The organism is Cronbergia sp. UHCC 0137 (assembly GCF_034932285.1).
GTDB lineage: Bacteria > Cyanobacteriota > Cyanobacteriia > Cyanobacteriales > Nostocaceae > Cronbergia.
Map to the genome: position 1 here is coordinate 88327 of NZ_JAYGHC010000001.1, position 22960 is coordinate 111286.

Genomic DNA, 22960 nt, shown 5'->3' on the forward strand with positions numbered 1-22960 from the left:
CCCAAGTTGCTAGTTAACTAGACAGGTAACAGGAGTCGTTTATCATTTTATATACCAAACACGCTCTTTGATGGATACTTATAATAAAAGTTGTCAACTAGCTGCTTCTCGCCGCCATCTTAAAGATGCTGAAGTTCTCTATGACCAAAAACGCTGGCTTGGGTCTGTTTATCTCGGTGGATATGCGATTGAATGCTCACTCAAAGCTTTTATTTGCTATGAACAACACCAAGAGAATTTTAAAAAGACCACTGTATATAGAAAAGGACAGAGAGGTTCAGAATTACATAGTCTGACAAAGTTATTAAATAGTTCGTCTCTAAAAAGAATAATACAATTAGATAAGACCCACAGTTATCAAAAAGCATGGGATAAAGTTTCTACTTTATGGCGTAATGCTGATTTACGTTATTCAGAGGCATCAGGGAATGAAGAAGACAGCAGAAGATTTATTGATGCAGCAAAAAAATTACACAACTTTTTTTTACAACAACAAGGCGTGAAACCGTGAATGATATAAATTTACTCTCACAAACAATTAAAACCTGCTTACTTGAGCAACTACAAATCGAAGATCCAGAGGCAGAAGTAATAGTAAAGCAAACATCAATAGGATGGCTGGAACTCAGAATTATTACAAATTACTTTGAAAATAAGTCTTTAACTGAACGTGAAGAAGATATTGACAATTTTTTAGCAGTTATAGATTTCCATCTTGGACAAAATCCTATAATTGATTATGAATTACTAACTCCCATAGAAGCAAAAGAGCAACCTGCCCAATATATTGAATTTCCTCTTTGGTCAGATATTTTAATGGCTCCAGAGCCAGATGAACCTGCTAAAATAGATGAAGATATTCCAGCTAAAAAGCCTTTAATTGTCACTTTTTATTCTTTTAAAGGAGGTGTCGGTCGTTCCACCGCTTTAGGATTAGTATCAGGTATATTAGCAACCCGTAATCGTCGCGTTGTTATGGTAGATTTTGACTTAGAAGCTCCTGGAATTTCAATAATGTTTGAGGAGGATATTGAAAATATCAATCCAGCACAAATGGGAGTATTAGATTATCTATATCAAAGAACTTTAACACCTGAAGAAAATATTCCTAATATTGTTGATTGTATCCAAAGAATACACTTGCAAACTCGTGGTGAAATCTTTTTAGTTCCCGCAGGAGAGTATAATGAATATTATATTCATCGTTTAGCAAACTTAGATGTGCATTATTTTTATCGGTCTGATCATAATGCAGTTAAACAATTAATAGCTGATATTCAAGAACAACTAGATCCAGATATTATATTAATTGATGCGCGTCCTGGATTTAACGATATGGGAGCGATCGCACTTTTTGATTTAGCGGATACTGCTATCATCTGTTTTTCACCTACTCGTCAAAATTTTAAAGGACTGGAATGGGTTGTAACAGCTGCTCGTAAACAACAAGAATATCAAGGTAAGCCAGATGTACGATTTCTATTAACACCTGTACCAGTGGTTGCTAAAGAACAGCATAACACTTGGATTAATGAAGTTGAAAATTGGATTGAAGACAATTGGGGTTTACCAAATGAAACCACTATTGGACAAATATATTCTCAAATTTTATATGATCCAGCTATTACAACCTTAAAAAGTTTAGTTAATAGTGTAGATAAAAGTTTATTGGATAAATATTTAAATCTTGCTGATACTCTTGATGCTAGTTTACCAGATATTCAGCCTAATTCTATTATAAAAAGTGTTGATAATCGCCGAACAATTCTACATGAATTAGAATTTCAAGCGTCAACAGCACAGGAATTAGAACCAAATGATATTCCCAATATATTTCAAAAAACAGAAGATTTTCATCAATTTCTCAGTAACAGAACTTGGTTAATTCTTGGAGCGAAAGGAACTGGCAAAAGTCTTTTATTCCGACTTTTCGTAGAACAACCGGAAGCAGCTAAAGGATTAGCTCAATCAGATATTAATGTGAATAATGTTAATTTTATTCCTGGTCATGGTCAACCTAGAGTTTCACAAACTATTCTTGAAAGTTCTGATTTAGAAAGTTATGAGCAGCAAGTAGGAAAAGATGCTTGGCAATTATTTTGGAAAAATTATGGACTTTTACAACTGTGTCGTTGTCAGTCAGAACTAAGATTGATTTCTGGATTAGAACAAGAATTAATTAGATTGAGCAGTCAAGATAACCCTTCTCATTTGGAAATAGTTTCTTGGTTAGTACAACGAGCAAAGTCTCCAGATAAAAGACTACAAGCTACGGATGAATTAAGAATAATTGATCGATGGTTACAGGATAATAATAAAGTTATTTGGCTACTTTATGATGAACTAGATGCTGGTTTTGGTTCTACACCAACAGATTATCAACGCCGCCAAAAATCACTAGAAGCTTTACTAGGATGGTGGTTAGAAATTGGAACAAATTTAAAACATATTGTCCCTAAAATATTTTTACGTGAAGATATATGGAAACAACTCAATTTTACAAATACAGGTCATTACATGGGACGTTCACTTGAGTTACGCTGGGATGAAGCCGATCTATGGCGGTTGGTACTTCGACAAGCACTCAAAAACTCTCGGTCTTTAAGCTCATCCTTAGAACAACAGTTCGGAGTGAATGCTGAACGCCTGAATATAATCGGTTTGGAGCAATTGCGTAAAAGTTTATACCCTTTATGGGGTGAACGAATGGGTAGAGGTAATAAAGCCTATACTTATAACTGGATTCGGACTCGTATTGCAGATGGTAAAAAGAATTGTTTTCCACGCAGTTTAATATTGCTATTACAAGAAGCAGTTAAAAAAGAAAAAGAATTTTCTACAGAATATAGTTCAGATATAACTTTACGTCCAAAGTCTTTGATTGATGCTTTTCCCTATGTATCGCAACAGCGAGTAGCTGAAATTAAAAATGAATATTCTGAACTAATAGAATATGTCGATAAACTTCCACAAGGTGAACGTTCTCCCATTACTCAAGATAGATTAGCTGAGATATGGGGCATCAAGGATAGTGAATTAACTGCTCCTATTAAATCTATGGTTGATGCGGGTATTTTCATAGAACGCACTCGCCCTAAAGATCCACCTCCTCGTGTCTATGCAGTAGCCGAATTATATTTATATGGATTAGGGATGGTTCGCAAAGGACAACGATAAAAAATGGTGAATATAAATCAGATATTCTCAAATTTTACTCTCTGCGACTCTGCGCCTCTGCGTGCAAATAATTCATAATTGATGTTATTATGTCAATAATAATTACTGTAAAAGTTAATAATACAATGACGCAGGAATTAATAGACCTCAGAAATAGTATTTTAGGACAGCGTTATGATGAGGCTTTAGCTATTGTAGATGAGTTAGAGGGGATGGGTAGACAAGCAATTTTAAGAAATATTCAATCTTTCTTAATCAGGTTGATGATTCATTTAATTAAAAATCAAGTAGAAAAACGATTAACTAATTCTTGGGCAAATTCAATTCGTAGTTCAATCAGAGAAATAAAAAAACTAAATTTACAAGATAATAAAATTTCATACTACATTAAAATAGACGAGTGGCAATCAATGTTAGAAGATGAATTTGAAGAAGCTATTCGTGAAGCCAGTGATGAAGTTATGAACAGTATTTATAGTCCATTTCAATTAACCGAAATAGTAGAGAAACTGGAGATAATCAATCAATGTCAAACCTTGTTAGAATTAACATATAATTATTCAATTAAAGAATTACCAGCAGTGATTGATGATTATTTAACTCAGTTACCTGGTGGTGAAGATTGGAAGTTAGGAAAAAGATGATTAAGATAGCAGGAGTCAGGAGTCAGAATTAAAACTCTGTTACGAAACGAGTTTGATCAATGGCTTAGGTCAATCTTTTACTCATACATATCCGTAGGGTGGGCAATGCCCACCTAATTAAAACCTATGCTTTTTACAAAGATTAGAATACCGGGTTCTTAATTTTCATAAATAGGGTTTTGATCATAACATCAGTCTTCATCAACTTGTCCCAAAACCGAAAATAAAGACCATAATTGCAATTTAATTTGTGATGATGAAGTGTGTGGTGCGTTGGTGTGATCCAATGTTCATTCCAAAAACCAAGCATCCATGAACGCGGATAAACTTCATAACCTGTGTGATTCACAACTCCAAAGATCGTCATTAATGTTAGTAAGACTCCGACTAGACTAATGTGAATCGGAATAATAAACACCAAAATAGGAATGATAATTGCCTCAATAATACTCTCCACTGGATGAAATGAAAAGGAAGTCCAAGGTGTAGGATTGAGCGATTCGTGATGCACTTTATGAAAGCGACGATATACACTGGGGATATGTAACCAACGATGAGTCCAATAAAAGTAAGTATCGTGTAGAAACAAATATATAAGCAGACTGAGAACCAAATACATCCAGCCATATTCCAAGGGGTCTAGGTAAATTTTGGTGTTTCCCAGCTTGGCCATCTCAACTATAAAAGCGCTAGGTAGTGCAAAGATTAAACAAGACCATATAGACCATTTGATTTCATTCTTGATTTTACTCTTCATTTTGCTCTTATATCGATCCAAATCTTGAAGACGACGATTTTCCCAAGACTCTGGACGACGAATCCAAAGTAACCAATAGAGAAGAGAGGACACAATCAGGTATCTTGTCGAAAGAATGAAAAACATCAACAAGCTTGAAATACTAAATTCGGTCAAACTAGGGAACATAGAGGTACACCTATTGTTTTTGGCATCTGTGTCATAGTTAATATTCCTAACGAGTAGTCTTAAAATTAATCCAGTATACCATAATGGGGTATTGGAAAAGTTTCAAAAAGTCAAAATCGCAGCAAGTCACCTAAGCATAATTGGGAATTGGGAACAGGACTTACCCAAAATATCTCTCAAAACCTCATTTCTCTGTGAACTCTGTGCCTCTGTGGTTAGTTTTTCAGTGACTTTTCTGGTTATTTAAAAAATGTGTAATTAATTTTGCTCAGGTACACAAAATAGGTTGATATTGGCACAATCATCACAAGAAAACGATAATGTCAAAAGAGCGATCGCATCCAACAGGTAAAATCATTGTTGATAATATGACAGCAAATTCTCTCCCAGAAACCCTCCGTCACCGTCGCCAAAAATTAGCCCAATTGATTGACTTTCCCGCAATTCTCTGGTCTGGTGCAAACAGTCCCCGCAATTTCCCCGCCAATACCTTTCCCTACCGCGCCAATAGCCATTTCCTTTATTTTGCCGGAATACCCCTACAAAACGCCGCCATTCGCCTCGAAGCGGGCAACCTGCAACTATTTATAGATGACCCTGACCCCAGCAGCGCCCTTTGGCATGGTGAAACCCCGACTCGTGAAGAAATTGCGGAAAAAATCGGGGCAAATGATACTAGACCAATGGCAGAATTAGCAGCATATTTAGAAAATGCGGCTACCGTTCCCGTCCAAGACGCGGGTACTTGGACACAGCAAACACAATTATTAGAAAGATGGATTTTACCGAAAAATCAACTGGAGGGAATTGATTTAGATTTAGCTAAAGCTATTGTTTCCCTGCGTCTTACCCATGATCAAACGGCTTTAGTTGAGTTACGCAAAGCTGCCGATGTCAGTGTTCAAGCGCACAAAGCAGGAATGGCTGCAACATCCAAATCTAACGTAGAAGCACAAGTCCGGGCAGCAATGGAAGCGGTGATCATGGGTCATAATATGACTACGGCTTACACCAGTATTGTCACTGTCCACGGAGAAGTTTTACATAACGGTCATTATCACCACCCCATAGAACCAGGAGATTTACTTTTAGTTGATGTGGGTGCGGAGACCCAGACTGGTTGGGCTGCTGATATTACTCGAACATGGCCTGTTTCCGGTAAATTTTCATCTACCCAAAGAGATATTTATGATATTGTTTTAGCAGCCCATGATGCTTGTATCGAGAATATCGCCCCTGGTGTAGAATATGGGGAAATTCATCTGTTAGCAGCTACGGTGATTACTGAAGGTTTGGTAAATTTGGGGATTTTGCGAGGAAATCCTGAAGATTTAGTGAAAACTGATGCTCACGCTTTGTTTTTTCCCCACGGAATTGGGCATTTACTCGGTTTAGATGTGCATGATATGGAGGATTTGGGGGATTTGGCAGGGTATGATGAGGGCAGGAAAAGAAGTGACAGATTTGGGTTAAGTTACCTGCGTTTAAATCGTCCCTTGCGTCCAGGAATGCTTGTCACCATTGAACCTGGGTTTTATCAAGTACCAGCAATTTTAAATGATCCGAAAGTCAAATCCCAATATCAAAGCCGAGTCAATTGGCAACGTTTAGAACAATTTGCTGACGTGCGCGGTATCCGTATTGAAGACGATGTTTTGGTTACAGAATCAGGTAGGGAAGTTTTAACTGCCGCCTTACCCAACAGTGCCAATGCCATAGAAGAATTGTTAACCTAAGATAATATAGAATTATCGTGATGTTTTGTAATAGCTAACGTGTCAGATACTCTGCCATTGGGTGATAGCGCCAGCACTGACTTATCAGTTCGCTATCTGGCTTTAATTGATGAAATTGTCGAAACCACTCTCAAGGGCAAGATTAGCTCTGTTGAGCAAGTATATCAAATGTTACTCAAAGGGATTACTTCTGGAACAGGGGAAGTATTTGAGTTAGCATTGAGCGATCGCACTAACGCAGCCCAAGCCCAAGTAGATCAAGAACAGGATGAACTGAAAAAAGCCAAAGCCACTCGCAGTTTACGTGCCATCAAAACTATACAAAGTCAATGGCAACGGTGGCAAGAGCAAAATAAAATCACTGAAGTAATCGTTTCGGCTGTGCGAGAAATTACTACGGCTACCGCAGAAAATCGTTTGGCGGTCTTTTTGCGAGTCAGTGATCCTAACCTCAAACATCCTTTAAATTTATCTCAATTACAGCAATTAGGTAAATCTTTACTGCAATTTGCTCAAGCCGATTCTGATTTACAGCAAATTTCCCAGGGAATTACCCGTGGTATAATCGCTTGGCAACGAATCCAAGAAAACTTACTCAGTTGGATGTATGAACAACGGGGTTCTCTCGGATTTGGTGGTGTACCAGGTGAAAGGGGACCTTGGGCAAGTTGGGCTAAATTAGTTAAAAGTGAATTACCCCAAGGGTTTTTTCATACCCTCGCATTAGAAAAATCTGCCATTGAATTTATCCAACAACATCAGCAAATCAGCCTCAGTGATTGGGTAGAATTGGCAATAATTTTACAATATTTACAACGGGGCTTGGTCAACTGGTTTGATCAACAAGCTTATGATATTCAAGCAGGCCCGAAATTATCTATTTCTACCTTTTTGACTTTTGCGGTGATTTGGAGTCAGTTAGCCAGTGGTTTTCAAAATCAGTCGCAGATTTATACTAATGGCTGTTCACAAATCATGCTGCAAATTTTGCGAACCTTTACCCAACGGGCTTATTTTCCCCTTTATGGCGGGATTTTCGCTTCATTTTCTGGTACTTATTTACGGGATGCGTTGGATTATTTAGATGAACCCTTGCGATCTGTGGAGGGAACTCAAGAAAAGGCGCGAATTTTGACCCTTTTGGGCTATTCTCAACGGGCATTAGGTAAGTATGCGCGATCGCTCAAATTCCATCACCAAGCCTTGGAAATTGCTAGAAAAGCCAGCGATCGCCCCTGTGAAATCGCCAATTTTAACCACCTCAGCCGTACCTACGTCCAAGAAAAAAATTATGCTGACGCAATTAATAATAGTCAACGGGCATTAATTTTAAGCAGACAAGTGGGAGACAGAATTGGTGAAGCCAATGCACTGGTTAATTTAGGCTATAGTGAAGTGATGCAAGCCCAGGAAGTGAAAAATAGAGAACCAGAAGTTTATGAATTAGCAATTAATTATCTAGAACAAGGTTTAAAATTAGCAGAAAAATTAAATGACCTCCAAAGTCAAGCTTTATGTTTTAGTAGTTTAGGTATTGCCTATTTAGTTATTGGACAACATGAAACTGCTATTAAATATTTAGAAAATGGGTTTAAAACGGCACAAATTTCTGGAGATTATTATCTGCAAGGACGGAATTTAGCTTATTTAGCCGAGGCTCATTATCATCTACAAAATGCTGAAAAAGCCGTTTATACAGGTAATTTAGGAATGTATATTCTAGAACAAATTGCCTCCGATGAATGGCGACAAGCTGCGGGTTTAATGACTATTTTACAAGGACAAATTGGGGCTGAACGATTCCAAATTTTACTACAGCAGCAACGCTCAAAAATGATTGCTTTTATCGGTGTTGATGGATTTGATTATCTACCTAAATTGTTAGCAAAATACAAAGAAGATATGTAAGAGGGAATAGGGATATGATAAAATCAGAATAAATCAACCAAAGGTAGCGTTTATGGCAACCCTACTCAGTGAAAGCAAATCAGCCACAGAACTGGTAATCTCTTGGGAAGCCTTACCGGATGATTTTCAGTTAGAGGATGAACCGGTGGAAAATACAGGACAGCCATTATTAGCAGGGGCTTTGCGAGAAAGTTTAGAAATCAGTGATTTCATCCAACCACAGATGTTAATTGCTGCCAATTTCGGAATCTGTGCCACATTAAATGAACAATTTGTCGCTAAAGCACCAGATTGGTTATATATTCCTTCAGTCAAGGAAATTTTACCAGAACGGAAAAGCTATACACCCAATTTAGAAGGGGATGTACCGGCTGTAGTGATGGAGTTTTTATCAGATCAAGAAGGTGGAGAATATTCTGTTAAACGGACTTACCCACCGGGAAAATGGTTTTTTTACGAGCAAATTTTACAAGTTCCCGTTTATATCATTTTTGATCCAGATGGAGGTTTATTAGAATATTATCAACTAGAAAATGGGCGTTATGAATTAAAGCAACCAGATGAGAATGGTCGTCATTGGATTGATACGATGGGACTATTTTTAGGAACTTGGCGGGGAGCAAAGGAAGGACGGACTGGGTATTGGTTACGATGGTGGGATGAGGATAGTAATTTGTTGCCTTGGGCGGTGGAAAGGATTGAACAGGAACGCCAACGGGCTGAACAGGAACGCCAAAGGGCTGAACAGGAACGTGAGCAAAAAGAAAAGCTGATGGCTTACTTGCAATCCCAGGGAATTGATCCCAATAATTTACCTATTTAAATCAGTAGGGGCGTATTACAATACTCCCCTAACCCGTTTATTCGTTAGCTTTCATCACCTTTTTCAATAATTCGGGAATTTGTCTAGGACTTTCTGCTACGGGAATTTGCGCGGTTTCAAAAGCTGTTAATTTACTTTGGGTTGTGCCAAAATTACTATTGCGCCCAGCAACTATGGCTAAATTGCCTGACTGATGCCAATGCTTTGTGGGGGGTGCGTGTCTACCTGCAATATAGGCAATGACTGGTTTATCAATAGTTTCTGTAATGTAGCGTGCCGCTACTTCTTCACTTTCGCCACCTAATTGACCAATTAAGACGATCGCTTCTGTAGTATCATCCTCGTCGAGAATTTGTAACCATTGCAAAAACGATGAACCGACTATTGCATCGCTACCAATGCTGACACTAATCGACTGTCCCAAACCGGCTTTAGTTAATTCCCAAGCTACCTCATGGGTGAGAGTGCTGCTACGACTGACAATCCCTACAGAACCGGGTGTATAAAATTCGCTTGGTTGTATCCCTAAAAGAATCTTTCCAGGTACGATAATTCCTGGACTGTTGGGACCGATGACTAAGGTTTCTCCAGTTTCAGTTTTGCGAAGCAATTTCACCATATCCAAAGGTGGGACACCGGCAGAGATAATAATAATTTGACGGATATTAGCAGCGATCGCTTCTAATGCGGCATCTAAAACTTGATAAGGATGTACGCAAATAATTGTGGTGTCAATGTGTCCAAATTGTGATACTACCTCCTCTACTAAATCAAACACGGGGAGATCGTATTTTTGCTGTCCACCAAATCCAGGATTGACACCTGCTACCAAATTTGTGCCATAGGCTTTCATTTGGGCAATATTACTTTCTGATATAAATTCACAAAAACCTTGAATTAAAACTTTACTCTCTGATGTTAGATTCATAAGGGGAATGGGGGAAAAATCAAAAATCAAAAATCAAAATGCAGGATATTAGTCTATATTTGCCAGACGGACTGCTTCTGATATTGCCTCATCTAAATTTTCTACTACTATCAATGTTTTATTTTGGTGTTTGAGTGTATTTAGATATTTTTTCGCACTATTAAATTCATCACCTGCAAGCCGGAATACAAAATGCGGTAGGTGTTTTCTATGCTTGCTTTTACTTCCATTACTACCATTAGAGAGAAATGTATGATCTGGTTGGATCAATTTAGCGATCGCGTCTGGGAATTTAGATATCTGAGGAATCGTACCCAGAAAGTTAATCAGAATTACTTCAGTGCTTTTCTCAGCCACCAAAATTTTTAACCCTGCTTCTAAGCGATCGCTAAAATTATTCGGTGAGGGATGGGTCAAAAAAGAATGTCGCAAATTCAAGCAAATACCAGGTTTTCCCCCAGCATCAACCACCGCATCTAAGGTTGTCAACACTGAACCTCTGCCATTCCCTAAAATACCGATTTTACCGTTCATTTTTGGCTGATCCCAGTCATTTAAAATATTTTTGATCTGATGATTGCCATGACGATTAACTACTTGTGCAGCTATTTGAGCTATTTCTGGATGACGGTTAATTGCCCGTTCATTGACTTTAACTTTACCATTTAAAGCCATTATTTGCCCAGAAGGACTAACTGCTAGAGGGTTAATTTCTACTAAATCCAGGTCTTTTTGTTCAAACAACTGGTACATTTTCTCTACCACATCGCTGATTGACTGGATTAACGCACCTTGAAAACCCATTTTTAAGGCCAGTCTGCGGGCATAAAATGGCGAAAATTCCTCCTCTACTACCACATACTGCATTTTTTCTCCTGCGGACTCCCCATCGCTATCCAATTCCTTACAACCTAAAAGGACTGGACGACAGAGGTTAGTATCTAAAACCACAGCAAAATAAAATTCTTCCTGGGCATCATATTTACATTCTGCCAGTAATACTTCCGGTAACTCTCCCCAAATTGGTAAACTAAAGATATTTTGAGCAGCAGCGATCGCATCAATTGTGGTTTCGACAATTCTCACTCCACCGGCTTTTGCTCTTTCATCTGCGTGTACCTGGGATTTCAGCACAATCGGGTAACAAATTTTTAATCTTTTTAAATCTGTCGGATGGTCGATTCGTTGGGAGGGTAAAACGGGAATACCCATCATCCTAAACCATTCTTTTACTTGGTACTCTAATAAATCCATTGATACGCACCTTGTATTGATACTTCCAAAGTACCTTTCTCTGTCTGATAGTTTTTACAGTACCTTGATTTTGGAATCAAGCTTGGGGTAACTTAAAAAATTTATTTTGCTAGATCACACGGTTTAATTTTAGCTAATCCCATCAGATCAACAAATTATTTTCTTTCTGCCCAAACTTCCTTAACAGACTGATCAAGTATAATTTATTTTCTGTAAATATACTATTCTTTTTAAAGATAATTCTATGATATAGCATAAAAACTACTTGGCGATCGCATTTCGTTTTTAGCGTGAGGACAAACAGATATCGTTCTTGACTTACTTGTTAATTACTGTAATAACTGAAACTATATCGTGTATTTGTTATTTTATATCAATTAGGTAGGACTTATGCAAGATTAAGGTATTTATTTCCTTCATCCCTGTAAGTTACTCCTGTCAATGGTAAACTCTACCATGCTAACTAAAGCAGGGACATTACTAAACAGGGAAAAAAATTTTATTGTCGCTATCTGTAATTTGTCATTTATACTGCATTTTTATTGTCTAATATATTATCTAGCAGTATGGGAAACTTGCAGAGAGTCGAAATAATACAGGGCTTACTTACAGGATAGGAAACATCAGGGTTTGAGATTGTGATGGAAGCCTCGCAATTAGGACTTACAACCACAGAGGCACAGAGTTCACAGAGAAACGACGTTTTGAGAGAAATTTTCGTCCGCGAAAGACTGGCTACTCAAGGAATTTCCTCTAAATTTTTAGTTATCAAAGACTTTCTGTTGTGCATCTATGTAATAACACTACTTTTAAAAACCTATGAAAGTATCAGTTTCCCAGGAAGATATACAGCTTCTAGCTGATAAGCTAAAAGAACAATTACGGACAGAAGTTCCATCTGGCAATCTTTTTCAGGTTAAATGCGCTATTAAAAATAACGAATTGATGGTTTTAATTCAACATCCAGAAAGTCTAATTTTTGACAATGTAAGAGTTTTTGTATTGTTGAAAGATATACTCAGACGACAATCTAATTACCAAACTCCCAAGGTACAGTTTTTTATCAGAGTTAGTGGAGAAAAACTACCTTATGCCAAAGATTCCTTAGACTTGAGAGTGGAGGAGTCAGAGGAAGAGAAGGAAATCAGGTTGGGAATACAAACCTATAGTAACAATACAAAAAGCCCTGAGTTAATTTTTCCACCTGTAGATTTGCTTAATTCACCATCTCCAACTACAGATACACCAATTGAAAATACTCAATTTTCTTTCAATTTATCATCTTTGGAAAGTGAAAATGAGCCAGAAATATCTGATCCTGCGGTAGATTTAGATATAGATGTTAATAAGCCAACATTGCCAGCAACACCAATCCTTGCAGGTGCAGTTTTAATGGTAGCTGTTTTCTTCGGGTTTGGTGGTTACTTTCTTACCAACTCCTGTGTAATTGGTGTCTGTCAAGAAGTAGAAACAGCCGAACAATTTAAACGCCAATCCCCGCAGTTAATTCGTCAAAGCAAATCACCACAACAGTTGTTAGCTGTACAACAGCAACTAGAAGGGGTAATTTCAGGACTAGAAAAAATTCCTCAATGGTCTCCTCGTCACCAAGAAGCGCGGGAATTAAATTCTAGTTTTTCTGACCAATTAGCAAAAATTCAGCAGGTAACAAAAGCTTTAGAATCAGCATCTTTAGCAGCAGAAAAAACCAAAATTCCTGCCTCCAGTTTAGAGGAATTAAAAGCTGGACAGAGTTTATGGCGAGTAGCGATCGCTCAATTAGAATCTATCAAACCTAACAGCGAACTCTATGGACTGGTAAAAGAAAATTTACCAAGTTATCGACTCAGTTTAACAGCCGTAAATCAGCAATTAGAGAAAGAAGAAAAATTTCTGAAGAAGTTAGTTGCTGTCAAAGCCGTAGCTGATGCAGCTTACAAACGCGAAGCAAATGTTAAATCCAGTAGTGATTGGCAGAGAGTAGAGTCAACTTGGTTAGTGGTAATCAATGCCTTAAAGAGTATATCCCCAGATAGTGCTGCTCACCAAGAAGCGCAAACCCTGTTAGAAAAGTATCAACCGAAACTCATAGCCGCACGCGATCGCGCTAACAAGGAGTTATTAGCCTCTCAAGTCTACCAACAAGCCATAACCGCAGCCAACCAAGCTAAAATACACTCAAACCAAAATCAATGGCAATTAGCAGTGGCATCTTGGCAAGAAGCATTAGAGGCTATGAAACAAATTTCCCCAGAAAGCTTGTATCATCCTCAAGCTCAATCTTTTATTCAACCCTATTCAGTCGCACTCACTCAAGCACAAGAAAAACTACAACTCTACGGTGATTTAACCCAAACCCGTGCTGATTTGACTAGCACCTGTGCCAATACAGTCAAGTTTTGTACTTTTACCATCGACAACAAAGGCATTATTGTTCGGTTAACTCCAGAATACAATCAAGCATTACAGAGTAGTTCTTCTAATCCAGATGAAGGTACTGCGACTAATATGCAAAATCATTACCAAAGTCTACAAAATGCCCTAAAAGTCATCAGTGAAAATGCTAATTTACCTCTATTTATCTACAGTTCCCAAGGACAGATGATGTACACAAGGATGCCGCAGTGATTGGTGATTGGTGATTGGTGATTGGTGATTGGTGATTGGATAATCTTCAAATCCGTGTCATCTGTGTAATCCGTTAAATCCGTGTTCGTAATTGGTGATTAAGTATTATTTCGATAAAATTATAATACATACACCAAAATTCCTAATATGACATCCTGTAAATCCTTAAATCCTGGATATCCTGATTCAGACAACTTCATGTTCTTCAATATTTGAGAAAATTATGATATCTACTAACGCAATTTCTCCTATCTTAACTATTCCACCCTTAGAAAACGGCGACAAACTTACCCGTCATGAATTTGAACGGCGTTATCATGCTATGCCGAATTTGAAAAAAGCCGAATTAATTGAAGGAGTAGTTTACGTGGCATCACCCGTTAGAGCAAAACAACATGGTAAACCCCATGCTCGCATTATGACTTGGTTAGGTACTTATGAAGCAGCTACACCAGGAGTAGAAGCACTGGATAATACTACTGTTCTTCTGGATATAGATAACGAACCACAACCAGATGCTTTATTAAGAATTGAAACAGGAGGACAATCAAAAATCAATAAAGATGATTATGTAGAAGGTGGGCCAGAATTAATTGTAGAAATTGCCGCTTCTAGTGCTTCCTATGATTTGCATGAAAAACTCAAAGTTTATCGTCGTAATCAAGTACAAGAATATTTAATCTGGCGAGTTTATGACCATCAATTTGATTGGTTTAGGTTACAAGAAGGTCAGTATATTCAACTTCAACCCAATGCAGATAATATAATTTACTCCCAGGTTTTTCCAGGTTTATGGTTAGATAAAACAGCATTGTTGGCAGGAGATGTATGTAAAGTATTAGCCGTTGTTCAACAGGGTTTAGCAAGTCAAGAACATGAGGATTTTATTGGTAGATTATCTATTTTTGTCTGAATCAGGATGTCCAGGATTAAAGGATTAACAGGATAATTACAGGTATTTTATCGTCTATTACCAATTACGTTCTTGAACAAATTCCCTACACAAAAATTAGTTATGAAACCCCTAGATAAATCAAATCGGAGGCTATAGATAGCTAATAAATTGAAGTTAATTAGCAGAAGTTACCATCCAAACTAAAATGGCTAATATGACATCAACAGGAGGAAGGGGATAATCTGTAAAATCAATTGTTACAGTTTGTTCTGTTAATTGTAGAAATCGCCAAGCAGTACCATTAGTTACGCTACCATAAATTGTAGAAATAGGTTGATTATTAATTTCATTAAATTTTTGAGCAGCAATCATTTCTGCAATACACTGACCAATACCGGGATTTAAGTCTGCTTTTTTGGCTTCCACAATCATAACCGCCGGTGCTTCAACTTCTAACTGTTCCGGTGAACGGCTGAGAACAAAATCACAAACTCCATTTAATCCTAAAGCCGAATCTACAGTAAAATCTGCACCAGAAAATAGACTAATTTTTCTTTGTAAAATCTTGCGGACTTCTAGTAAAACCGGACTAATAATTAACTCAGAACGTGCTTTTTCACTTCCTGTCGCTATAGCTAATGGTAAACTTTCTGCTAAAAAATCAGTAAGGGTTATACTAGCAGCAATTGGTTGGATTTCTGGCAGAAATTTTTTATCTTCAATGGTGTTTATACCAAAGGTTTGCTTAACTTTTCTAAGAGTAAAATCGCTGTATGACATTTCTCTGTTCCCTCTCTGAACGAATGAATTTAATTTTGTCTGACTACTTAGCAGGCAAGATGCCTGCACCACAAGAAATTTTGGGATATTTTTTTATTTGGAAGTCTCTTAATTAATAGATCACGGCTTCTTGGCTGCAAAATGATTTTGTAATGCTTGACGCATCTCGACTACAGGAACAGTTTCTTGCTGCAACCAAATTTTTAAAGCTGCTGCACCTTGTTGGACTAGCATTTCTAAACCATCAATCACAATAGTTTTTTGTTTTGCTGCTAATTGCAAAAATTTCGTCGGTTTAGGGATATAAATTAAATCATAAGCGATCGCTCTAGATGGTAAATCCCCTAACTCATCCATACTCAACGGTGACTCATCTACACGGGGATACATTCCCACCGGAGTAGTATTTACCAGTAAATCGGCTTGGGGAATTAGCTTTGGTAGTTCTTCCCATTCATGTACCTGAAATTTACCAGCTAAGGGTGAATTTTCCCAACTCCGACTAAATTCGCTCAATTTGTGCGAATTACGCCCCACGACGTGAATTTCTGCCAAACCTAACTGTACACAACCAGCAACAACCGCCCTAGCTGCACCACCGTTTCCTAAAATTACTGCCGTTTTTTGGTGCCAATTTTGATCATCAATGGTTTGTAAAGGAGCAATAAATCCTTCTACATCAGTATTTGTTCCCACCCATTTGTCACCTTGACGAGTAACAGTATTGACTGCACCGATAGCTTGAGCAATAGGTGAAACCTCTGATAAAAAAGACAAAATCGCCTGTTTATGGGGAATTGTCACACTAAAACCGATAATACCAAGAGATGCTAAACCAGCGATCGCTATTTCTAAATTTTCCGGTGCAATGGGAAAAGGCAGATATACATAATCTAACCCCAACTTAGCAATAGCTACATTGTGCATCACCGGCGAAAGGGAATGTTCCACAGGGTATCCAATCACCCCTAAAAGTTTAGTTTTACCCGTAATCATTTTTTCTTCACTCATTTTCAACTTTCTCTTACCAGTTAATCTAAAATAATGAATAACAACTTAACATTTCTTTGCAATATGCAAACTACTACAACCCCACTTACAGGTCAGTATTGGCAGTGGCGTGGACATAACATATACTACGTCCAAGCTGGAGAAAAACAAACCCAAAGGCCACCATTACTATTAGTGCATGGATTTGGCGCTTCCACAGACCACTGGCGTAAAAATATTACAGGACTGTGCGAGGATTTTCAAGTATATGCGATCGATTTACTAGGATTTGGACGTTCAGCAAAACCTAAATTACAGTACAGTGGCGATTTATGGCGCGACCAACTAGATGATTTTATCAGTGAAGTGATAGGACAAAAAACCGTATTAGCCGGTAATTCCCTTGGGGGTTATGCTTGTTTATGTGTTGCGGCTCAACGTCCTGACAGTGTAGCAGGTTTAGTATTACTCAATAGTGCTGGGCCATTTAGTCAACCAGAACCCTTAGAAAGCCAAATTCAGCCCCCAAAAAATCCTCTACAACAAATATCAGGTAAAGCCACAAAATGGCTGTTTCAACAACGATTACTCCAGTCTTTATTATTTCAATATGTGCGTCAGCGTTGGGTAATTCGGCGCACCTTAGAAAAAGTTTATCTTGATAAAAGTGCAATTACCGATCAATTAGTAGAAGAAATTTATCGGCCAGCTTATGATTCAGGGGCTTTGGATGTATTCGTTTCTGTTTTTAGTAGTCCCCAAGGAGAAAAAGTTGATATATTGCTTAAACAATTAAATTGTGCTTTATTGCTGTTATGGGGAGAAGCAGATCCTTGGATGAAAGCGCGAGAACGTTCTCAAAAGTTCCGTGAATATTATCCCCAATTAACAGAACATTTTCTCACAGCAGGTCATTGTCCCCATGATGAAGTTCCTGAACAAGTCAATTCATATTTACGAGATTGGGTTTTATCTGCTATTAATGTCTGAAATCGCTAACGCCTCCCGTATAACTTCCGCTTTGCCCTAGTAGAGCGATCGCTAATGGTAAAATTCGGTGTTCTTGTAATTGAATCCTAGCATGGAGTGTCTCTGCCGTATCATCAGCAAGTACAGGTACAGCCGCTTGCATCAAAATCGGACCACTATCCATTTCTAAACACAAAAGATGCACCGTACAACCAGTTATCTTCACCCCTGCGGCTAAAGCCTGTTCCACAGCCCGGACTCCCTTAAAACTAGGTAATAAGCTAGGATGAATATTGATAATTCTCTCAGGAAAAGCATCAATTAATACTTCCGTCACCAAACGCATCCAACCCGCCATAATTACCCATTCGACCTCATACCGTCCCAATGTCTGGACAATTTGCCGGTCAAATTCTTCCCGACTGTTGTAATCACGGTGATTTAACAAAACAGTTTCCACACCCCGATTTTCTGCCCTAACTGCCGCTTTCGCTGTGGGGTTATTGTAAATTAAAACCTGGATTTGGGCGTTTAGCTGTCCCGCTTCAATAGCTTGGGCAACAACTTCAAAATTACTACCATTTCCAGAAGCCATCACTCCTAATTTTAAAGGATTTCTTAATGTTGATTTTTGCTCAGAAATATTAGGAGAAATTAAACTGGCAGTACCATCAATTGCGGGATTTTGACTCATTGGGCTAGGGGAAGATAGACTAAAATTGTGAGAGGATGTTTGAAAAGTATCAGAATTAATTGAGATCCCCCACTAAATTCCTCAAAGTCCCCCTTTTTAAGGGGGATTTAGGGGGATCTGAGGGTGTCATATCTCACAGGAAAAAGTTTTAAAACAACCTCTAAATAAATTAACAGAATTGATTATTTACCAAATCCCTTACCTTTACTGCTAGAAGGCAAACACACACAGTTTTCTAGCTGCTGAAGTAACGTTTCAGTATCTAGATTTTGACCAATTAATACTAACTGATTTTTGGGTTGACCTTTCCAGTCATCATCATCTATAGTAAACCGCTTACCACACAAATGGAAAATATGACGATGGGGACTTTCATTAAACCACATAATTCCCTTAGCTCGGAAGATATTTGTGGATAATTGGTTATCTAAGAAATATTGAAACTTCTTAATAGAAAGGGGTTGATCACTTTGGAAAGATACAGAGGTAAAACCATCATTTTCTAAATGATCTGAATGATGGTGATGATGTTCATGATTATGATCTTCATGTCCACAATTGGCATGATCATGATCGTGGTGATGGTGATGATGTTCGTGGTCGTGATGTTGATCTTTTTCTGATTCAAAATATTTATCAGATTCAAACAGACCAACGCTGAGAATTAGAGGTAGTGGGACTTGGGAGCGATTAGTGCGGATAATTCTTGCACCTTCTTTTACCTCATTAATTTTTCTTTCAAGTTCCGTTAAAGTTGCTTCATCTACCAAATCTGTTTTATTGAGAATAATTACATCACCATAGTTAATTTGACTAAATGCTGCTTGAGAATTAAATAAATCCAAGCTATAATTAGCTGCATCAACTACGGTAATAATTGAATCCAACCGAGTTAGATCTCGCAACTCTGAGCCGAGAAATGTCATAGCAACTGGTAAAGGATCAGCTAGTCCTGTTGTTTCTACAACTAAATAATCTAGTTTTTCTTCCCGTTCTAGAACTTGGTAAACTGCATCAACCAGATCATTATTAATAGTGCAACAGATACAACCGTTGCTCAGTTCCACCATATTATCGTCAGTGGAAACAATTAACTCGTTGTCAATGCCAATTTCACCAAATTCATTTACCAATACAGCAGTTTTTAACCCTTGCTGATTAGTCAAAATATGATTAAGTAAAGTTGTCTTACCACTACCTAAAAAACCAGTAATAATTGTTACTGGCAATCCTTTCTTGGGAGTATCCATTGTTTGAGATTCGGGAGTAACTACTGTTTGCATAGTTAGAAAGTAGGCTGTTTGTCTATTTTGAATGGTATCCTGATTTTTAGGACATTAGACATCTGGTGAGAATTCAGGAGTCAGCACTTTGGTTCGGCTTACTATGGCTAACGCCACGCTCCGCGGTAAGCGTCAGCTATGCCGTTAGGCTTTACGACTTCGCTCAGTACAAGTCGCTCGGCACAAGTCAGTACAAGACGCTCACCGACCGGGAACAGGCTTGCCCTGAGCGCAGTCGAAGGGGAACAGAAAAACCAGTTGTGTAATTAATTCTGTCTCATTACTTGTCTCAGTTTTAGCTTAGGAACTTGAGTTTGGACTAATTGGCAATTTAATCCACGATCCTAACCACCGTTTTGGCAGTGCCATTACTGTTGGCAATGTTGCATTTATCCAACACCTTCAAATTTCGGCAAGCTTATGCTTTAAATTTTAAATTGCGGCAAAATCATAGTTGAAAGAGTGATTTTTGGTGTAGACACGCTCACGATGGAATTAACATTCTAGCTTAGTCTACGGCAAGATTATGGTTGATATTCCCACTTTAGTAAATGACCAAGCAAAATACTAAGACGATTTTTCAATTCTTGACGTTCCCTTCTCTCTAAAGATGAAATCTCCTCAATTAAATTGATAACATCAAGCTGATTCCATTGTTGACTATCTAAGAGATTAATCTGTTGCTGAGTCCAAGCATAAAAATCACATTTCTAGAGATTTTCACTTTGCGGTGTTGGCATAATTAAAACCTGTTAATTTGGATTTTCTTACCTTTGCAACTTTGCAGGAGATATCATCATTAAGAGACTTCCAATTAAAAAAATACCCCAAAATTTCTTGTGGTGCGGGCATCTTGCCCACTAATAATACAAGGAGATTGGATCATCTTTTTTGTGGAATTCTCTAATGGATTTCTGTATAGGCCTGATAAACTGCTTTGACATTATACCAATTCAGAAAAATCCTGGCAATTTCCAAAGCTAACTGCGGTTTACCTAAATTAATCAACCATTGCAAAAAGGGAGACATGGTTCTTTCATTCAATAACCCATTTAATGTCAAAATCCCCCACAATAAACGATGAAATACAGTCATTTGAATCATCATTTTTACTTCCCAAGTTGGATGCTTTTGATAAAATAAAATCCCCATGCGTCCCCGTTGAATTTCTTTATCAATCAATGTGGGAATTTCTGCTAAACTAAATGGTGGATGCCAATGATAACCCACAGCTTCAGGACATTTAATTAATTTTAAACCTAGATTTTTTAATCTTACTCCTAATTCTAAATCTTCCCAACCATAGAGTTGAAACCCAATATCAAATAATCCCGCTTGTTCTAACCAATGTTTAGAAATGGCAACATTACCTGTAGCAAAGAAAGCGGCAGAAAAATCTGTGATTTTATAGGGTTCAGAGGTGGGATTGTTAAAATTGGAGGTGTTAATTACTGCACCATAGGTAAAACATTTGTCGTTCCCTAACTTCTCTCTACCCTGCACTAAAGCTACTGCATGAGCTTCTAAGAAATTAGGTAAAACTACCAAATCACTATCAATGAAAATAATTGTATCTCCAACTGCCTTATTTACCCCTAAATTTCTTGCTGCTGCTGGTCCTGCATGATCCTGTTCAAAACAGCGTAGATGGGGAAACTCTTCCTTGTGTGCTGCTAACCAATCCAATGTGTCATCAGTAGAACCATCATCTACTAAAACCACTTCATAACCAGTTATAAGACTTGATTTACTTAGCTTTTGGCTTTCTAAAGCCCGGAGACACTTTTCTAAAATCGGTAAACGATTGTAAGTTGGGATGACAACACTAAAAAACACAGTTTTACTCATAAAAATATTAATTACTCATCTTCCAAATAGGATTAACACAAAGGTGTCACAGTTCCCTGAACAATTAAATACCCCATAGAGGAAATTTAACACACCATATCCCTACAGTCAGCCAGCTAGAAAATAGATCAAAAGCTGCGAGGACAGGATTTTTAATTAGATCGCTGTTGCATCTAAAAAATATACAGGGTTTAGTCATATATAATAATGACTCATTCTTTGTTTTTCTAAGTGGAGTAACCAATGGGTCGAGCCAAAAAGGTTGTGCTGGCATATTCTGGTGGAGTAGATACATCCGTGTGTATTCCTTATCTGATGCAGGAATGGGGTGTAGAAGAAGTTATCACTCTAGCAGCAGATTTAGGCCAGGGAGATGAATTAGAGCCAGTTCGAGAAAAAGCTCTGAAATCGGGTGCAAGTGAATCTCTGGTGGCTGATGTCAAAGATAGCTTTATTAAAGATTACGCTTTTCCGGCGATTCAAGCCAATGCTTTGTATGAAAATCGCTATCCTTTGGGAACTGCCTTAGCTCGGCCACTGATTGCTAAGGTGTTAGTAGAAACAGCCGAAAAATATGGCGCGGATGCGATCGCTCACGGTTGTACAGGTAAAGGTAACGATCAGGTACGCTTTGATGTTTCCTGTACCGCCCTCAATCCTCACCTCAAAATCCTCGCACCGGCGAGAGAATGGGGCATGAGTAGGGAAGAAACCATCGCTTATGGTGAAAAATTTGGGATTCCTACACCAGTTAAAAAATCCTCTCCCTATAGTATCGACAAAAATTTACTCGGTCGCAGTATTGAAGCTGGTTTGTTAGAAGATCCCGCATCTGAACCACCAGAAGAAATCTATGAAATGACAAAAGCGATCGCTCAAACCCCCGATGAACCAGAATATCTAGAAATTACCTTCCAAAAAGGTATCCCCACCGCTATCAACGGTACAACTAAAAATCCAGTTGAATTAATTCAAGAACTTAACCAAACAGTAGGTAATCATGGTATCGGGCGGATCGACATGATTGAAAACCGCTTAGTAGGCATTAAATCGCGGGAAATTTATGAATCACCCGCCATGATTGTCTTGATTAATGCCCATCGTGATTTAGAAAGCCTCACCCTCACCGCAGATGTCAGCCAATACAAACGCGGCATCGAAGAAACCTACACCAAACTGGTATACAACGGACTCTGGTACAGCCCCCTCAAAGGCGCGTTGGATGCCTTTATTCAACAGACACAAGAACGAGTTTCCGGTGTTGTGCGGTTAAAACTTTTTAAAGGTAACGCCATAATAGTTGGACGTTGGAGCGATAACTCCCTCTACACCCCCGATTTGGCAACTTACGGTGCAGAAGATCAATTTGATCACAAAGCAGCAGAAGGCTTTATCTACGTCTGGGGCTTACCCACTCGCATTTGGGCTAAACAAACTAATGGGTAATGGGTAATGGGTAATGGGTAATGGGTAATGGG

General features: G+C 38.2%; 18 protein-coding genes and 1 pseudogene. 10 read left to right on the plus strand and 9 right to left on the minus strand.

Annotated features, from left to right (window positions below):
- Positions 1–70 precede the first annotated feature (70 nt).
- The 3 genes from VB711_RS00270 to VB711_RS00280 all read left to right on the plus strand — a co-directional run bounded on the left by VB711_RS00270 (position 71) and on the right by VB711_RS00280 (position 3821).
- Positions 71–511 (plus strand): hypothetical protein, encoded by a 441-nt coding sequence (locus VB711_RS00270; RefSeq protein ID WP_323283669.1) that lies wholly within the window; start codon positions 71–73, stop codon positions 509–511.
- Positions 508–3177 (plus strand): ParA family protein, encoded by a 2670-nt coding sequence (locus tag VB711_RS00275; RefSeq protein WP_323283670.1) that lies wholly within the window; start codon positions 508–510, stop codon positions 3175–3177. Before VB711_RS00270 ends, VB711_RS00275 begins: the two co-directional genes overlap by 4 nt.
- A 125-nt stretch (positions 3178–3302) precedes the next feature.
- On the plus strand, positions 3303–3821 hold the full coding sequence (locus VB711_RS00280; protein ID WP_323283671.1) for a DUF29 family protein: 519 nt from the start codon (positions 3303–3305) through the stop codon (positions 3819–3821).
- 142 nt (positions 3822–3963) lie between these two features.
- On the opposite strand, the gene VB711_RS00285 is transcribed toward VB711_RS00280, so the two are convergent.
- Positions 3964–4671, minus strand: a complete 708-nt coding sequence (locus VB711_RS00285; RefSeq protein WP_323283672.1) for a sterol desaturase family protein — start codon at positions 4669–4671, stop codon at positions 3964–3966.
- A 443-nt stretch (positions 4672–5114) separates the two neighbouring features.
- Between VB711_RS00285 and VB711_RS00290 the strand changes: the two genes are divergently transcribed.
- The 3 genes from VB711_RS00290 to VB711_RS00300 are packed head-to-tail and all read left to right on the plus strand — an operon-like array spanning position 5115 to position 9213.
- A complete protein-coding gene (locus VB711_RS00290; protein WP_323283764.1) occupies positions 5115–6482 on the plus strand; it encodes an aminopeptidase P family protein in 1368 nt (455 codons plus the stop codon).
- Between the two features lie 39 nt (positions 6483–6521).
- On the plus strand, positions 6522–8390 hold the full coding sequence (locus VB711_RS00295) for a tetratricopeptide repeat protein (RefSeq protein WP_323283673.1): 1869 nt from the start codon (positions 6522–6524) through the stop codon (positions 8388–8390).
- Between the two features lie 52 nt (positions 8391–8442).
- A complete protein-coding gene (locus VB711_RS00300) occupies positions 8443–9213 on the plus strand; it encodes a Uma2 family endonuclease (protein ID WP_323283674.1) in 771 nt (256 codons plus the stop codon).
- A gap of 37 nt (positions 9214–9250) precedes the next feature.
- Here VB711_RS00300 and VB711_RS00305 read toward each other — a convergent pair whose 3' ends face one another.
- Positions 9251–10141: a CoA-binding protein gene (locus VB711_RS00305; protein ID WP_323283675.1), complete on the minus strand. Its 891-nt coding sequence runs from the start codon at positions 10139–10141 to the stop codon at positions 9251–9253.
- A gap of 48 nt (positions 10142–10189) precedes the next feature.
- A complete protein-coding gene (locus VB711_RS00310) occupies positions 10190–11395 on the minus strand; it encodes an ATP-grasp domain-containing protein (protein WP_323283676.1) in 1206 nt (401 codons plus the stop codon).
- Positions 11396–12214: 819 nt separating this feature from the next.
- Between VB711_RS00310 and VB711_RS00315 the strand changes: the two genes are divergently transcribed.
- Together VB711_RS00315 and VB711_RS00320 are read left to right on the plus strand one after the other, a co-directional pair.
- Positions 12215–14023, plus strand: coding sequence for a hypothetical protein (locus VB711_RS00315; RefSeq protein ID WP_323283677.1), 1809 nt, complete (start codon positions 12215–12217; stop codon positions 14021–14023).
- Between the two features lie 223 nt (positions 14024–14246).
- A complete protein-coding gene (locus VB711_RS00320) occupies positions 14247–14936 on the plus strand; it encodes a Uma2 family endonuclease (protein ID WP_323283678.1) in 690 nt (229 codons plus the stop codon).
- A 156-nt stretch (positions 14937–15092) separates the two neighbouring features.
- On the opposite strand, the gene VB711_RS00325 is transcribed toward VB711_RS00320, so the two are convergent.
- On the minus strand, positions 15093–15698 hold the full coding sequence (locus VB711_RS00325) for a hypothetical protein (protein WP_323283679.1): 606 nt from the start codon (positions 15696–15698) through the stop codon (positions 15093–15095).
- Positions 15699–15818: 120 nt separating this feature from the next.
- Positions 15819–16694: a shikimate dehydrogenase gene (locus tag VB711_RS00330; RefSeq protein ID WP_323283765.1), complete on the minus strand. Its 876-nt coding sequence runs from the start codon at positions 16692–16694 to the stop codon at positions 15819–15821.
- Between the two features lie 48 nt (positions 16695–16742).
- Between VB711_RS00330 and VB711_RS00335 the strand changes: the two genes are divergently transcribed.
- Positions 16743–17678, plus strand: coding sequence for an alpha/beta fold hydrolase (locus tag VB711_RS00335; RefSeq protein ID WP_416233541.1), 936 nt, complete (start codon positions 16743–16745; stop codon positions 17676–17678).
- Here VB711_RS00335 and purN read toward each other — a convergent pair.
- The 4 genes and pseudogenes from purN to VB711_RS00355 all read right to left on the minus strand — a co-directional run bounded on the left by purN (position 17668) and on the right by VB711_RS00355 (position 21482).
- Entirely contained in the window at positions 17668–18351 is a 684-nt protein-coding gene (gene purN / locus VB711_RS00340) for a phosphoribosylglycinamide formyltransferase (protein ID WP_323283680.1), read from the minus strand. The two genes, VB711_RS00335 and purN, sit on opposite strands and share 11 nt — an antisense overlap.
- Before the next feature lie 182 nt (positions 18352–18533).
- Positions 18534–19634 (minus strand): GTP-binding protein, encoded by a 1101-nt coding sequence (locus tag VB711_RS00345; RefSeq protein WP_323283681.1) that lies wholly within the window; start codon positions 19632–19634, stop codon positions 18534–18536.
- A 530-nt stretch (positions 19635–20164) separates the two neighbouring features.
- Positions 20165–20338: pseudogene (locus VB711_RS00350) on the minus strand (DUF29 domain-containing protein); the annotation flags it as partial.
- Between the two features lie 199 nt (positions 20339–20537).
- On the minus strand, positions 20538–21482 hold the full coding sequence (locus VB711_RS00355) for a glycosyltransferase family 2 protein (RefSeq protein WP_323283682.1): 945 nt from the start codon (positions 21480–21482) through the stop codon (positions 20538–20540).
- Positions 21483–21725: 243 nt separating this feature from the next.
- On the opposite strand from VB711_RS00355, the gene VB711_RS00360 reads away from it, so the two are divergent.
- Positions 21726–22928, plus strand: coding sequence for an argininosuccinate synthase (locus tag VB711_RS00360; protein ID WP_323283683.1), 1203 nt, complete (start codon positions 21726–21728; stop codon positions 22926–22928).
- The last annotated feature ends 32 nt before the right edge of the window (positions 22929–22960 follow it).